The 15,003-nt window shown below is 61.7% G+C and carries 13 protein-coding genes; 9 read left to right on the forward strand and 4 right to left on the reverse strand.

The features are described from left to right. The first annotated feature begins 2 nt into the window (after window positions 1-2). Both ACK59X_RS07995 and ACK59X_RS08000 read left to right on the forward strand, forming a co-directional pair. Window positions 3-2,165: a protein-disulfide reductase DsbD family protein gene (locus ACK59X_RS07995; RefSeq protein ID WP_409956356.1), complete on the forward strand. Its 2,163-nt coding sequence runs from the start codon at window positions 3-5 to the stop codon at window positions 2,163-2,165. A 50-nt stretch (window positions 2,166-2,215) separates the two neighbouring features. After that, a complete protein-coding gene (locus ACK59X_RS08000; protein WP_409956357.1) occupies window positions 2,216-2,830 on the forward strand; it encodes a cation transporter in 615 nt (204 codons plus the stop codon). A gap of 724 nt (window positions 2,831-3,554) precedes the next feature. On the opposite strand, the gene ACK59X_RS08005 is transcribed toward ACK59X_RS08000, so the two are convergent. After that, window positions 3,555-3,941, reverse strand: coding sequence for a DUF4148 domain-containing protein (locus ACK59X_RS08005; RefSeq protein ID WP_409956408.1), 387 nt, complete (start codon window positions 3,939-3,941; stop codon window positions 3,555-3,557). A gap of 739 nt (window positions 3,942-4,680) precedes the next feature. Here ACK59X_RS08005 and ACK59X_RS08010 point away from each other — a divergent pair. Together ACK59X_RS08010 and ACK59X_RS08015 are read left to right on the forward strand one after the other, a co-directional pair. Then, window positions 4,681-5,097, forward strand: a complete 417-nt coding sequence (locus ACK59X_RS08010; RefSeq protein WP_409956358.1) for a disulfide bond formation protein B — start codon at window positions 4,681-4,683, stop codon at window positions 5,095-5,097. Continuing rightward, a complete protein-coding gene (locus tag ACK59X_RS08015; RefSeq protein ID WP_409956359.1) occupies window positions 5,094-5,750 on the forward strand; it encodes a DsbA family protein in 657 nt (218 codons plus the stop codon). Before ACK59X_RS08010 ends, ACK59X_RS08015 begins: the two co-directional genes overlap by 4 nt. A 64-nt stretch (window positions 5,751-5,814) precedes the next feature. Here the strand turns inward: ACK59X_RS08015 and ACK59X_RS08020 are convergent, their stop codons facing one another. Further along, window positions 5,815-8,340, reverse strand: a complete 2,526-nt coding sequence (locus ACK59X_RS08020) for a heavy metal translocating P-type ATPase (RefSeq protein ID WP_409956360.1) — start codon at window positions 8,338-8,340, stop codon at window positions 5,815-5,817. A gap of 97 nt (window positions 8,341-8,437) precedes the next feature. Between ACK59X_RS08020 and cadR the strand changes: the two genes are divergently transcribed. After that, the gene (gene cadR / locus ACK59X_RS08025; protein ID WP_409956361.1) at window positions 8,438-8,929 is read left to right on the forward strand and encodes a Cd(II)/Pb(II)-responsive transcriptional regulator; all 492 of its coding nucleotides are present in this window, start codon (window positions 8,438-8,440) and stop codon (window positions 8,927-8,929) included. A 3-nt stretch (window positions 8,930-8,932) separates the two neighbouring features. Here the strand turns inward: cadR and ACK59X_RS08030 are convergent, their stop codons facing one another. Together ACK59X_RS08030 and ACK59X_RS08035 are read right to left on the reverse strand one after the other, a co-directional pair. After that, entirely contained in the window at window positions 8,933-10,270 is a 1,338-nt protein-coding gene (locus ACK59X_RS08030; protein ID WP_179684640.1) for a heavy metal sensor histidine kinase, read from the reverse strand. Further along, window positions 10,267-10,953 carry a heavy metal response regulator transcription factor gene (locus ACK59X_RS08035; protein WP_179684641.1) on the reverse strand — a complete coding sequence of 229 codons (687 nt, stop codon included), beginning with the start codon at window positions 10,951-10,953 and terminating at the stop codon, window positions 10,267-10,269. Before ACK59X_RS08035 ends, ACK59X_RS08030 begins: the two co-directional genes overlap by 4 nt. A 157-nt stretch (window positions 10,954-11,110) precedes the next feature. Here ACK59X_RS08035 and ACK59X_RS08040 point away from each other — a divergent pair, with 157 nt between their 5' ends. From ACK59X_RS08040 to ACK59X_RS08055, 4 genes are all read left to right on the forward strand, one after another. Further along, the gene (locus ACK59X_RS08040; RefSeq protein ID WP_179684642.1) at window positions 11,111-11,449 is read left to right on the forward strand and encodes a DUF4148 domain-containing protein; all 339 of its coding nucleotides are present in this window, start codon (window positions 11,111-11,113) and stop codon (window positions 11,447-11,449) included. 101 nt (window positions 11,450-11,550) lie between these two features. Continuing rightward, window positions 11,551-11,883 (forward strand): hypothetical protein, encoded by a 333-nt coding sequence (locus ACK59X_RS08045; RefSeq protein WP_409956409.1) that lies wholly within the window; start codon window positions 11,551-11,553, stop codon window positions 11,881-11,883. A 154-nt stretch (window positions 11,884-12,037) separates the two neighbouring features. After that, a complete protein-coding gene (locus tag ACK59X_RS08050; protein WP_179684644.1) occupies window positions 12,038-13,390 on the forward strand; it encodes a TolC family protein in 1,353 nt (450 codons plus the stop codon). Window positions 13,391-13,392: 2 nt separating this feature from the next. Beyond that, window positions 13,393-15,003: an efflux RND transporter periplasmic adaptor subunit gene (locus ACK59X_RS08055; protein WP_409956362.1), complete on the forward strand. Its 1,611-nt coding sequence runs from the start codon at window positions 13,393-13,395 to the stop codon at window positions 15,001-15,003.

Here is a 15,003-nt window from a genome sequence, read left to right on the forward strand (position 1 = left end):
TCATGCTGCTGCTCACGCTGTGGGGAGGCGCGGCATCAGCGCAGCTTGGCGGCAAGAGCGTGGTGGCGACCGAGCGCACCCGAGCCGAACTGCTGGCCCATGCGCCCGATGGCCTGGAGCCGGGCAAACCAGTCTGGGTTGGCCTGCAACTTGCGCATCAGCCTGAGTGGCACTCGTACTGGAAAAATCCCGGGGACTCCGGACTTCCCACCAAGCTGGAATGGAAACTACCCGTCGGCGTGCTGGCGGGTGAGATTGCGTGGCCCATGCCTCGCAAATATCCCATCGGCACGTTAATCAACTACGGCTACGAGCACACCGTGCTGTTGCCGGTCCCGCTGACCATCACGCCGGAATTCAAGCCTTCGCTTCTGGGTGGCGCGCTGGAAGTCAAGCTCAAGGCTCAGTGGTTGGTGTGCCGCAAGGAGTGCATCCCCGAGGAAGGCGAGTTTTTGCTGGCGATTCCCGCTAGGAGCGCGATAGCCCTGCATGGACCCGTCTTCCAGGCGAGCTTTGCGGCACAGCCCAAGCAACTAGCAGGCAAGGCCACCGCCACGATTGATGAAAATTCCTTGCGACTTCGCGTCAGCGGGCTGCCCGCGGACCTTCGGGAAACGCCGTTGGAATTCTTCCCCGAGTCGCAGGAAGTGATCGAGACTTCCGCGCCATGGAGCCAGGCATGGGAAGGCAAGATCTGGACCGCACGGGTCCCGCTCTCGCCTCAGCGAAGTCAGAGCCCGGATGTGATGCCGATCGTTCTGACCCAAGGCAACAAAGGATGGCGGGTCGACGCTCTGGTGCAAGGGCCCTGGCCTGCAATGGCGGCGCCGGTCACTATGTCGCCGGCGCTGCAGGAAGCGCTTCGCAAGAACGTGATCGCAGCCGGGACTGAATCGGGCTCCGGGCTGTCACTCATGGTTGCCTTGCTGGGCGCATTGCTCGGTGGGCTGATCCTGAACCTGATGCCTTGCGTCTTCCCGGTGCTTGCGATCAAGGTTGTCGGCTTTACGCAGCATGCCGCAAACCAGCGGGCTCGGCGGCTCGACGGGGCGGCATACTCCGCTGGGGTAGTCGCGTCTTTTATGGCGCTGGGCCTGATACTCGTCGCGCTACGCGGAGCGGGGCAACAGCTCGGCTGGGGGTTTCAATTGCAAGTGCCCGGGGTGGTCGCCGCGCTGGCTGTCTTGTTCGCGCTGCTCGGCCTGAACCTGGCGGGACTGTTTGAGGTCCGCCAGTGCATTCCAGCCCGTTTGGCGTCTCTGCAGAGCAACAATCCAGTCGCTAACGCTTTCTTATCCGGCGTGCTGGCGGTGGTCGTCGCCTCCCCCTGCACGGCCCCTTTCATGGGCGCCGCGCTTGGGCTCGCGGTGGCACTGCCCGCCGCTCAGGCCATCTTGATCTTTGCGACGCTTGGCGCTGGCATGGCGCTGCCGTATCTCGTCGCAAGCTGGATCCCGGCCTTTACGCAACTGCTGCCTCGCCCCGGTGAGTGGACGGTTACCTTCCGCAAACTGATGGCCTATCCGATGTTTGCGGCGGTGGCTTGGCTGATTTGGGTGCTTGGGCAGCAAACCGGGATCGACGCGGCCGGCGCCTTGCTCGCGGTGTTGGTTGCCACCAGCATGCTGGCCTGGAGCCTGAGCTTGTTGGGACGCACGCGCTTGATAGTCGGGGGTATCGCCGTTGCATGGACGGCAGGATGCGCCTGGCTGCTCGTCGGCCAGATCAGCACCGTCCGACCGCCGCAGGCAGCGGCGGTGAGTGATAGCGTCTGGCAGAACTGGGCACCGGGCCGGGCGGAGCTACTGCTGGCCAGCGGCCGCCCCGTGTTTGTCGATTTCACCGCTGCGTGGTGCGTCACTTGCCAGTACAACAAGAAGACGGTGCTGCAGGACCCGCAAGTGCTGGCAGCATTTGCATCTAAGGACGTCGCTTTGTTACGCGCTGACTGGACGATCCGCGACCCGGAGATTACCGCCGAACTGGGAAAATTTGGGCGAAGTGGCGTACCTTTGTACGTGCTCTACAGCGGAAATGGGCCTGCGCAAGTTTTGTCAGAGATGTTGAGCGCATCCGAACTTCGCGCAACGCTTTCGGCTTTGCCCTCGATTCCGTCGCTGCCAGTTCCACATGCTCCGCAGCAGTTCCTTGGCTTGCGACCTTGACCCTCTAGTTGCTGGAGGTCTGAATATGTGCGTACTCGAAAGGAACAAGCATGGCTGAAAACGACGAAGACGACGAACTCGGCGGGCGCGACGTAAACAATGCAGCTGACCGCAAGATCTTGTGGACCGTGTTGCTGATTAACCTGGCGCAGTCCACCGCCGGTATTGGCCTTGGACTGTGGGCTGCCTCGACCGCACTGATGGGTTCCGGCCTAGACAACCTTGCCGATGCTTCAGTCTATGCGGTCAGCTTGTACGCGGTCGGTCGAGCAGCTATGGTCAAAGTCCGCGCAGCGCGTTTGTCGGGCTTCTTGCTCATTGGCCTTGCCGTGCTGCTGATGGTGGAGGTCTTGCGCCGCTTTTCCGGTGACGAGGAGCCTGTGGGCCCAGCAATGATGGTTATAGCTGCGGCGAATGCAGCTTTGAACTTGGTGTGCCTGAGGCTGCTGCGCGGTCACCACGGTGAAGACGTGAACTTCAAGGCCTCAGCAATTTTCACGAATAACGATTCCATGGTTAACGGCGCCATTGTTCTGTCCGGGGCCCTGGTCATGTGGCTGGGATCAAATATCCCGGACCTGATATTGGGAATCGTCGTAGCTGCCATTGCAGCGAACGGGGGACGCGAAATACTGCAGGAAGCATCGAAAGCCGTCCCGGACTGACTTGGGCTTCATGGAACCCCTACGTAGCGACAAACGACAAGGGGTGCTGAACAGCGATGCAACGTCGACCAGCAAAGGCAGAAACGACACATTTCAGTTTGCAGATAGTCATCAACTTCACCCGCCATGCAGCCGTCGCGACCGCCTACTTTCACTACAGGCGCTGAAGCCGTTTGAGCAACCGGCATCCAGCCATGTCTTGCCGGGGATTAGGAGGAGCTCGGAGCAGAGGTTGGTACAGCCACAGTCAGTCTTCGGCCGCGATCCATGTGGCGTGTCCGGGCTTCTTTTCTCGCATCAAGCCCAGGCACACATCGCTCACGAGTTCCGGGGTTCCAAAAACATGACAGCAATAGCAGTTCGAGAGCTAATAGGCTGTCGCACTCAACGTATGCGAGACAGGAGCATTCACTTTCAGAAGCGGGCGATCAGCGGACCGCTTGTTTGTTGAGCGCCATGCAATGAAAGCCTGGCCCATGGCCGCGTCGATGGTGTTGAACAGGCCGTTCAGGCGTGCCACCGCTTCACTGACCAGCCTGCGGATCGAACGCAATAGTTGTTCTTGGTCACTGCGCAGTCACCCTGCATCACGTCTGATTCTCGTAATTCGTGCGGGACAACAACGGGATCGGTCCGCACATCCGAAGCGGCGCCATGACTTGCCCCCTTCGGCTTATGCAGTTTGCACTGCAAGGACGGGGGGCGATGCTGAATGTAAGTCGTGTCAGGGCGCGAGTATTGCCGCCACTGGCGCACCGACACGGCGAAGTGCCCAGCTTGGATGCTTCTGGGAGCGTTCCAGGTCAGCCAGCACTTCACCGCGGCTCGCGACCTTGCCCTTGACCGGTACGGGAGCTCCAAAGCGGTGGTACTGCCACAGGCCGTCCTTCTTGGACTGATCCATCTCCGCCAGGACCTGATCACGCGATTTGCCCGCTTGCGCGTGTTCTGGGTGCGTCGTGTATCCCATCTCGGTGGTCGCAGGATGGATCACGCTGCTGGCCATGGCTGGGTCAACTGCCGCAGAAAGCGACACGGCGGCCAGGAAGGTGCGAACTGTCAGGTGGATCTCCTGGGGTTTGAATGCACGTGCCCCGGAAACTGCACCAATGTCTGGCCAGCCGACGAGTCACGTGTGACAGTTTGCTGACCGTATGCCGACAGCTTGCGCACCGCAAGATTACAAGTTTGTTATGTTGCCGCGCCTGTCTGTGTGATCGATTCGACACTGCCGGGCATTGGATCGGCCGGCGCTCCAAAGTGGTCGTTCCGCCTCGGATGCCACTACAATTTTCCGGATGCACTCCCGCACCCGTCTGCTTGTATTCCTATTGGTACTGTTGCCGCTGCAATTGTGCTGGGCGGTGGTGGGCGCGTACTGCAACGATGACGGACCGGGTTCCTTACCTCCTGTGTCAATGCATTGCTGCGAGCACGCCCAACTGCGGGACGTAGCAATGGACGAATCCACCCGAGCTGGCGATGCAGCGCCCAGTGTGGACTGTGGTTCCTGCCATCTGCAGGGCACCGAAGCCGTTCAGGCGCAACGCGATCTACTGCCGGCCTTTCCCCTGGGGCGCTATTACATCGACACGCGCGGGTGGCCGTCTTCAGAGTCCGCCAGTCGCCCCGAACGCCCGCAGTGGCCCGCCCTGGCCTGACCAGGGCATCGGTCACCACCGTCTCCGATCCCCGCCAAGCGTGCCAGCACAGCGTGTGCTGGCCTCATTTGCATGCCTTCGGGATCTTTCCATGTCCTCCACTGTCGGGCCGAATGGCTCTGGAATCTTCACACGCAGTTGTGCCTTGATCGGTGCCTCCTGCCAGAACCGTTGTTCAAGGAGGTGTCGATGAGCCGACCCTCGGTGCTGCTCCTGATCGCCTGGCTGCTGGCTGTGTCCGCCACCGGCAGTGCATTGTTCATCGGCGAAGTCATGGGCATGGCTCCTTGCGTCTTGTGCTGGTACCAGCGCATTGCCATGTTCCCGCTGGTCTTGCTTCTGGGAATGGCCTTTTACAGCGACGACCGCCGGGGCGCTGTCTATGCCTTGCCTCTGGCGCTGGCGGGTGCGGTCGTGGCTGGTTACCACAGCCTCTTGGCGGCAGGCCTGGTGCCCAAGGCTTGGGTCCCCTGCGGCGCCGGCGTGTCATGCGCCGATCAGAAGCTCGATATCCTCTACGGCATTGAGTTGCCCTGGCTTTCACTGGCGGCGTTCATTGCCATCGCCGTCTCGCTCTCCCTCTATCTGCGAAAAACAGACAAATGAAACACCGAAAACTCATCATCTTCCTCGTGCTGGGCATGGCCTTTGTGGCATTCCTTGTCGGCGTGAATCTGTACCAGAGTCGCGTGCAAAGTGCACAGGAGCTGCAGGTGGCAGGACAAGCCGAACGCCTGGTCCGCATGCATTCACCCGTGATCGGGCCCCGTGAGGCACCAGTGACCATCGTCGAGTTCTTCGATCCCGCATGCGAGACCTGCCGCGCCTTTTATCCGGTGGTCAAGGAATTGATGCAGCAGTACCCCACCGAAGTGCGGCTGGTCATCCGCTACGCGCCTTTCCACCGAGGGTCGGAGCAGGTGGTCAAGCTACTGGAATCGGCCCGGCGGCAGGACAAGTACCTGGCCGTGCTGGAGGCGGTGCTGGCCGCACAGCCGCAGTGGGCGGACCATGGAAACCCCAACCTGGAGTTGGCCTACAAGGCGGCTGAACAGGCGGGGCTGGACATGCAACGGGCGCGGGCGGACATCGAAGCCCCTGCATTGGACGCCGTGGTGCTACAGGACGTGCAGGACCTGACCGCCCTCAAGGTCGAAAAGACCCCGACCTTCTTCGTCAACGGGCGCCCGCTACCCAGCTTTGGCCACAAACAGCTGGCCGACTTAGTGGCGCAGGAGGTCTCCAAAACCAAGAAATGAAAGCGGGACATTCAGCAAGCGCTCCGCAAGCCCACCGGTGGACTTGGCGCGCGCTGACGAACGCTCAGTGCGAATGCGCATGCTCCTTGGTTTCCGAGCGGCTTGGCTTGGCGGCTGGCTCCACCCGTGTACCGCGAAGCAGACGCAGCCCGTTGGCAACCACCAGCAAGCTCGCTCCCATGTCCGCGAAGACCGCCATCCACATGGTGGCCGTGCCAACGACAGCCATCACCAGGAAGACGCTCTTGATGCCCAGTGCCAGGGTGATGTTCTGCCAGAGAATGGCGTGGGTGCGCTTGGATAGACGCACTGTCTCGGCGACGCGCTGCAGGTCATCGTTCATGATGACTACATCGGCGGCTTCCATGGCCGTGTCAGTTCCCGCTGCACCCATGGCAAAACCGATGTCGGCCTGCGCCAGCGCCGGCGCATCGTTGATGCCGTCGCCGGTCATGCCGGTAGCGCCATAGCGCTTTTGCATTTCCTTGATGGCATCGAGTTTGGCTTCGGGCAGCAGATCGCCACGGGCATCATCAATGCCGGCCTGGGCAGCGATGGCCTTTGCCGTGGCCGTGTTGTCACCCGTCAGCATCACCGACGTCACTCCCAGCGCCTTGAGGTCGACGATGGCCTGCCTCGACGTCTCGCGGATGGTGTCCGCTACCGCAAACAGCGCCAGGACGCGCGATTCGTCCGCCAGGAGGGTGACCGTGCGGCCTTGTTTTTCGTGGGTCGCCAGCTCCGCCTCCAGCTCCGGACCGCACAGTCCTTGCTCATGGATCAGACGGTGATTGCCCAGCATCAAGCGCATACCATTGACCATGCCTTCGACACCGCGCCCAGGCAAGGCCTTGAAGCTTTCTGCTTCTGGGCCCTTTACGTCCAAGCCCTGGACAATCGCCTTTGAAACCGGGTGATCGGAGCGAGCCGCCAGGCTGGCAGCCATTTGCTGGACTGCTGCCTCGTCACCGGCACCCCACACCTGCCACTTCACCAGCTTGGGTTTGCCTTCGGTGATGGTGCCGGTCTTGTCCAGCGCCACCGCCTTCAGGAGCCGGGCATCTTCCAGGTAGGTGCCGCCCTTGATCAGAATCCCGCGGCGCGCTCCTGCGGCCAATCCGCTGACCACCGTGACCGGCGTGGAAATGACCAGAGCGCATGGGCAGGCGATCACCAGCAGGACCAGGGCCTTGTAGAGCGCCTCCAGCCAGGTAAGTCCCATCAGGAAAGGAGTGAGGACCGCCACCGCCACGGCAATGGCGAAGACTGCGGGGGTGTAGATGGAGGCGAACCGATCCACAAAGCGCTGCGTCGGAGCGCGCGTGCCCTGCGCCTGCTCAACGGCTTGGATGATCCTGGCCAGGGTGGTGTTGCTCGACAAGGCTGTGACCTCGAACTCCAGCTCACCAGTCTCGTTGATCGTGCCGGCGAACACCTGGTCGCCAGGTGCCTTGTCCACGGGGATGCTCTCGCCAGTCACGGGGGCCTGGTTGATGGCGCCATTGCCCTTGGTCACCTTACCGTCCAGCGGCACGCGTTCGCCCGGCTTGATGCGCACGGTCGCTCCGATGGCCACCAAAGCCACCGGTGTAGCGGTCCATGCTCCGTTGGTGCCCAGTACCAAAGCCTCTTCGGGCGCCAGTTCCAGCAAGCCCTTGATAGCGTTTCGGGCCCGGTCCACCGCCTTGGCCTCGATCAACTCGGCAATCGCGTACAGGGCCATCACCATGGCGGCCTCCGGCCACTGGCCGATGAGGAAGGCTCCTGTGACGGCCACCGACATCAGCGCATTGATGTTCAGCTTGCCGCGCAGCAGCGCTGCAAGGCCTTTCTTGTAGGTGTCGATCCCGGCAAGCCAGATAGCCAGCGCGGCGATGGCCATGCCCGCCACTTTCCAGGCCATTTGATCGGGAGCAAAGAACGAGAGGACCTCAGCCCCCGTGGCGAACACGAGCGCGGCTACCAGTCGGGAGATGCCGCCTGCAAAACCATGTCCATGGTCGTCGCCTTCGGCTGGTTCGCCCGCCTGTCCGCCCTCGGAGCCATTGGCGCCGGCCACTGGCTGCGGATCGAAGCCCGCTTTGCGGATTGCGTCGAGGGCCAGCGGGTAGGTGCCTTCGTCGGCATCGATCTTCAGCGTCCGCGCACCGAGCTGAAAGCCCAGAGAGCGAATCCCATCCAGAGGCTCCAGCGCTCGGCGAATCTCCGCCTCCTCGGCGCTGCAGTCCATGGTCGCAATGCGAAACACCCGGCCCTGGCTACCCTGGGTGTTTGCCGCAGCGACCACCGGCTGTGGATCGAAGCCCGCCTTGCGGATGGCATCGAGCGCCAGGGACAAGGCGCGATCCTCCGCATCGATCTTCAGCGTGCGCGCGCCCAGCTGGAAGCCCAAAGAGCGGATTCCCTCCAGAGGTTCCAGCGCCCGCCGGATCTCCGACTCCTCAGCGCTGCAGTCCATGGTGGCGATTCGGAACAGCTTGCCTTGGCCCGGGCTGCTTGCGGCTGCAGGGGCCGCTGCTGCGGGACTGGAACAGCCCGAGGAGCAGCAGGTGTCAACAACGCTGGGAGGAGTGCTGGTTTCTGATTTCATGGCCTAATTGGAAACCCTGTAGTGACCTTAAAGTCAAGCGACAAGCCAGATGTCGCTGCCTTGTCCTACGTAAAACAGATTTTGCAAAGGACGCTTCATGAAAATCGGCGAACTTGTCAAGGCCACCGGCACGCAGACCGAGACCATCCGCTATTACGAGCGCGAGAACCTGCTGCCGACCGCGATGCGCACAGAAAGCAATTACAGGGTCTACGACAGCAGCCATGTCGAGCGCCTGGCCTTCATTCGCCATTGCCGCTGCCTGGACATGACGCTCGACGAGATCCGGGTGTTGTTGCATTTCAAGGACGCTCCGGATGAAAACTGCGGCTCGGTGGACGCGCTTCTTCAGGAGCACATCGGGCACGTGGTCTCTCGCATCCGGGAACTCCAAGCACTGGAGTCCGAATTGCGCAGCTTGCAACAGCAGTGCTCACCAGGCCACCTCGCCGGTGAGTGCGGCATCTTAGGCGGGTTGGCCAATGCGGCACTGCAACACAATCACATGCAGCCCAGCGAGGCCCACCCGCCAGGTGCCCATCGTGATATCGGCGTGGCTCCCAGGCAGCGGGCCAATAAACGATGCTGACTATCAGTGAGCGCGAATTTCTATCCCGACACTTGTCACTCCGTTCTCTGACCTGGCCACGGGCTTGCCCTGGTGCATGCGGGCAATCGCGCCCACGATTGCCAGGCCCAGGCCATGGTTGCTCTGTGCATGGCTGCGAGCAGGATCCGCTCTGAAGAATCGGTCAAACAACTGCGGAAGAATCTCGGGATCGATCGTGTCGCCGTAGTTGGTGACACTGATCAGCGCGCGGTCCTCGTCAACCGCTCTCAGGTTGATCTGGACGATTGAGCCAGTGCTCGCGTAGCGAGTGGCGTTTCCCAGCAAGTTCGACAAGGCCCGGCGCAACAACGGCACGTCGAAGGAGCCGTGCGCATCGCCGACGACTTTCGCAGTGAGACCGGCCTCGGCTAGCGCGGCCTCGTGGTAGTCCAGTACGTCAGCAGCCATCGATGCAAGGCTCGCCACGGATACGCGACGCGCTCCCACTCCCCGATCCGCCTGGGAAAGGAAGAGCATGTCATTGACGATGCCGGTCAGGCGATGCAGTTCCTCCAGATTAGACGCCAGCACCTCGCGAATGTCCGCCTGATCAGGGCGCCGCAGCGCCAGTTCATTGTTGGCAATGAGCGTGGCCAAAGGCGTGCACAGCTCGTGCGCCACGTCCGCATTGAAGCCCTCCATCTGTGAGTAGGCCTTCTCAATGCGGGCCAGGAGCGCGTTGAACTGGTCGATCAGAGGCACGAGTTCAAGTGGCTGCTCTGCGCCGTCGAGCCGCTGGTGCAAATTGTCGGCCGACACTGCGCGCGTCTGACTGGCCAGTCTTCGAACGGGCGCCAGGCCCAGGTTCACCAGCGAGAATCCACCCAGCGAAACCACGATGGCCCCACCAACGGCTGCCACCAGCAAGGTGAGTGCAAGCCGGTGAAGCAACTGGTTGTCGTTTTGGATGTCCAGAGACAGCTGGACGCGCAAATGCTTCGAGGGAGTCTGGCCCGCAGTCTGTGCCACTTCGAACTGCCGTTGACGCCACACCGTCTTCGCATTCTGGTTGCGGGTATGGGCGTAGAGAACGAACCCGTCGGCTTGCGCTACTTCGAGCGACAGATCCCCGTGCCCCACTAGGAAGTCATCGAGCTTGTGAGCAAGGTCTTCCGAATCCCCATGCTCCTTGCCATCCAGCAGCAAGTGCCGAATGACGGTTTCTTTTTGCGCCAGCGTTTCCTCTTGCCGGTCTCGGAAGTTGAATTCGGTCACCAGGTAGACGGCCAGGCAGACCAGCCCGAGCCCGGCAAAGCTCTGCAGTGCCAGCCACCACGACAACCGCTGGCGCAATGAGCGATGTTGGATCAGCGCCTTCATCCGTTGCGCTCTTCCATGACGTAGCCCATGCCGCGGATGGTGTGCAGCAGCGCAGTATCAAAGGGCACATCGATCTTGGTGCGCAGGCGCCGTATTGCGACCTCCACCACGTTGGTATCGCTGTCGAAGTTCATGTCCCAGACCTGCTCGGCGATCTCTGTGCGGGACAGCACTTCTCCCTTCCTTCTCAGAAAAAGGGTCAACAGCAGGAACTCTTTGGCAGTCAACTCCAAGCGCTGACCGCCTCGGGACGCCTTGCGCCGCACCAGGTCGACTTCCAGGTCGGCCAGACGCAGTTGCGTGGGCTCTGCCGCGTCCCGCGCACCTTGGGTGCGCCTGAGCAGAACCTGGATGCGGGCGCTCAACTCGGAAAAGGCGAAGGGCTTGACCAGGTAATCATCGGCGCCAGTTTGCAGTCCCAGCACGCGGTCCTCCACACTGACCCTGGCCGTCAGCATCAGCACTGGGGTCTGCCTGGATTTGCGAAAGGCCGTTAGAAGGCTGAAGCCGTCGATCCCTGGGAGCATCGCGTCCAAGACCAGCAAATCGTGCCCACCTTCCAGCGCCATGTGCAGGCCATCCACCCCGTTGTGCGCCACGTCCACCACGTAGCCGACCTCACCCAGGCCCTTGCGCAGGTACTCGGCCAGCTTGACTTCGTCTTCGATGAGCAGAATTTTCATGGTGCCATTCTCGAAGAATGCAGGCCCTTCGTAGATTACGAATTTGTCATCTGGCTGTTGGTGCCTTGTCGGGGGCCGTTTTCTACAGTTCACCCCATGTCGCAAGGCATAGCCCAGGCAGGTCGCCGAAGGCTCACCACAAGCAAGGGACAACACCATGATCATCCGCAAACCTCTCGCACTTTCCTTGATCGCCCTGGCCATTGCCGCTCCCGGCCTGGCATCGGCGTCGTCGCTGTACCACCCCGCAGGAGGTGAGGTCGGTTTCACCACCCATCCCGACCACGTCCAGGGCTCGTTGTCGCGCGGCGACGTAATTCAGTCGGTCGCGACGGCTCGCCAGGATGGGACCTTGGCGATCCTTTCGCGCGGTGGTGCGGTGCCCGTCAAGGCGACCGGAGCGGCAAAGACCCGTGAGCAGGTGCAACAGGAATACCTGAACATGTCTGCCGCCGACAAGCAGCGCCTGCAGGAACTGCACGGCGCGGGCGGCTGATTTTTCGACACAATTGCGCCAGAGCGGCCATCAATCCTCACGCGGTCACTTCATGGACGCATGCTAGACTTCAAAAAATGCGCCGCTTGATAGCTGTTTTTATGCTTGCACTGCTACCGTTCCAGTTCAGCTGGTCTGCGGTAGCTGCCTATTGCATGCATGAGAGTACGACGGCGCAGGCGCAGCATGTGGGACATCATGAGCACAAACATGATGCTGACAAGGCGGACCACCAAGCCGACAAGGGCGATCAAAGCGCTGGTTTTGATATCGACTGCTCCGTCTGTCATGGTGCCGGCATCGGCGCCCTCAATTTCCCTTATGCCAGCCGGGGTGCCTCTCACGATGGCAGTGTCGGTGCCCAGCCCCATGTACGAATCGCTGGTGTAACGCCCACTCCCCCAGACCGCCCCCGGTGGTCTGTCCTCGCCTAATCGGCGGGGCCTCTCTCCTTCTCTCAGTTGTCCGTGTCCGCCCCAAGGGCGGATGCAGTTGCGCATGCCGCGACTGTGACGAATGACGAGTTGCCAGCAACTGCACGGTTGCCCCCCGCTGATCCTTCGTGTTTTGAAATCACTGGAGAATCGGATGTTCAAGGGTATTTGCTTTCAAGGAAAGCCGGACGCATGGCGCGGCCGCAAGAAAATCAAGCTCGCAACGGCTGCCGCAGTCATACTGCTCGCCACGTCCACCGGTGCCTTGTCCCAAGGCATGGCACAACGACCCGTGGCCGGCTCGAATGCCCCTGCGGACGTTGCAGCACCCGTAGCGCCGCTGTCGCTGGCCAGGGCCATTGAACTGGCGCTGGAGGGAAACCCAGAGGTGGCTGCTGCGACTCGCCAGTTCGAGTCCACCGAGGGGCAAGTTCTGCAAGGACGCACTCGCCCAAATCCCGAGCTTGCCTATTCGCTGGAGGACGCGCGCTCGAAAACGCGCACCCAAAGCTGGCAACTCAACCTTCCCGTGGAGTTGGGCGGCAAGCGCGCGGCCCGCACCAAGGCGGCCGAGAAATCGCGCGAGCAAGCGCAGGCCCAACTCGACGAATTGAAGGCGACCGTGCGAGCCAATGTGGCTGCAGCCTATTTCGATGTGCTGACTGCACAAGAACGCCTGGCGCTTGCCCGGGACAGCGTGGCACTGGCCAAGTCGTCAACGGACGCCGTTGCCAAGCGCGTAGCCGCAGGCAAAGTCTCGCCCGTCGAAGAGTCAAAGGCCCGCGTGGCGGAAGCGGGAATCCGGGTTGAACTCTCTCAGGCAGCCAGCGAAGAACGCAATGCCTTGTCGCGGCTGTTCGCGCTCCTGGGAAAGATCGAGGCGCCTTTCACGGCACTGGAGGGCAAGGCAGAAAACATCCCTGCGGTGCCACAGCTCGCCGATCTGCAGCCACTGATTTCTTCTTCTCCAGCGGTTGTCCTGGCGCGGATCGAGGTGGATCGGCGCAAGGCCCTGACCGACCTGGAGCAGAGCAAGCGAGTGCCGGATGTCACCGTCAGCGTTGGCATGCAGCGCAGCAACGAGACGCAGCGAAACGTGCTTCTGTTCGGTGTCTCCGTGCCTTTGCCGGTGTTCGACCGCAACGAGGGCAATCTGCTGGAGGCACTGAAGCTGGAGGACAAGGCACGCGACGAATTGCAGGTTGCCACTGTGCGCCTGCACAGCGAAGTAGCGCAGGCCCGGGAGCGACTCGCAACGATCGCATCGGAGATCCGGGCCCTGCAGCAGGACGTCCTTCCGGGGGCGAAGTCGGCGTATGACGCAGCCACCATTGGGTTTGAAAACGGCAAGTTCAATTTCCTGGAGGTGCTGGATGCGCAGCGTACCTACTTCACAGCCAAAGCCCAATACCTCAAAGCACTTGGCGAGGCGCACCGCGCAGCGGCTGATGTTGACCGCTTGCTCGGCGGCACTACCGCTTCCCGCCTGATCGCAACGCAGAACTGAGAATGACCATGAACACCAGCAAATCCACCATCAGCAAAAAGCCCCTGATCGCCATTGCCGTCGTCCTCGCAGTGGGGGTCGGGGCCGGCTCCTGCATCTTGCAGGGCGGCGGAAAGCCCAAGGCGGCAGCTGCCGAAGGCGATGGCCACGGGCACGGCGGCCACACTGAAGCCAAGGGCCACGGCGACGGTGAGCACCACGGCAAGGCAGGAGAAAAGGGCCACGACGATGACAAGGGCCATGCGGACGGCGAGCACCACGAAAAGAGCGAAGCCAAGGGCCCTCACGGCGGCACTGTGTTCAAGGAAGGCGACTTCAGCCTGGAGGCGCTGCTGTCCGAGGACGGTGGAGAGCCGCGGCTGCGCATCTGGTTGTTCGACAAAGACAAGGCGCTGCCGCTGAATGCCGCGACGGTCACCGCAACGGTGACCCGCCTGACAGACGAAAAGCAGAAGCTGACTTTCGTTCAGGAAAAAGACAGCCTGGTCAGTAAGGAAATCGTTCCCGAACCCCATGCATTCGAGATCGAGATCATCGCGCAGACGGCCACCGAGCCCTTCATGTTCGTGATGAGCAAGGAAGAAGGCAAGGTTGAATTGGCAGACGCCCAGATCAAGGCTGCCTCGATTACGGTGGATACGACATCCGCCGCCAACATCAAGACGGCACTCTTGCTGCCTGGTGAAATCAAGCTCAACGAAGACCGCACCTCGCATGTGGTTCCACGGCTCGCCGGTGTGGTGGAAAGCGTCAGTGCCAGCCTTGGCCAAGTCGTCAAGAAGGGACAAGTCCTGGCTGCCATTGCCAGCCCCACTGCCTCGGAGCAACGCAGCGAGCTGCAGACGGCCCACAAGCGCCTCGCGCTGGCCAAGACGACTTACGAGCGAGAAAAGAAGCTGTGGGAGCAGAAGGTATCTGCCGAACAGGACTACCTGCAGGCCAGGCAAGCCCTGAGCGAAGCAGAGGTGGCTGTGGCCAACGCCAATCAAAAGCTGAGTGCGCTGGGCCTGTCCACCTCGTCCGCTTCCGGTCTCAATCGCATCGAGCTGCGTGCGCCCTTTGACGGGATCGTCATCGAGAAGCATCTGAGCCTGGGCGAAGCCGTCAAGGAAGATGCTGCGGTGTTCACCATCTCCGACCTCTCCACCGTGTGGGCGGAAATCAACCTTCCAGCGAAGGATCTGCCGTCGGTGCGGGTGGGCGAGAAAGTCACCATCAAGGCCACAGCGTTTGACGCATCGGCCACGGGGACTGTCGCTTTTGTAGGCGCGCTGATCGGCGAGCAAACCCGTACAGCCAAAGCCCGCGTGGTTCTGGACAACCCCAAAGGCGCCTGGCGCCCCGGCCTGTTCGTGAATGTCGAGGTTATTTCTGAAGAAACAGCGGCACCCGTGACGATTTCGGCTGACGCGGTACAGACCCTTGGAGACAAGCCCGTTGTCTTCCTGAAGGTCAACGGTGGGTTTATTGCTCAGCCAGTGAAGCTGGGCCGCAGCGATGGCAAGCGGATCGAGGTCCTTGGGGGCCTCAAGGCCGGCATGCCTTACGCCTCGACTGGCAGCTTCGTCGTGAAGTCTGAGCTCGGCAAGGGATCTGCCGAACACACGCACTGA

Origin of the sequence: Acidovorax sp. (assembly GCF_046339755.1) — a bacterium.
GTDB lineage: Bacteria > Pseudomonadota > Gammaproteobacteria > Burkholderiales > Burkholderiaceae_C > Acidovorax.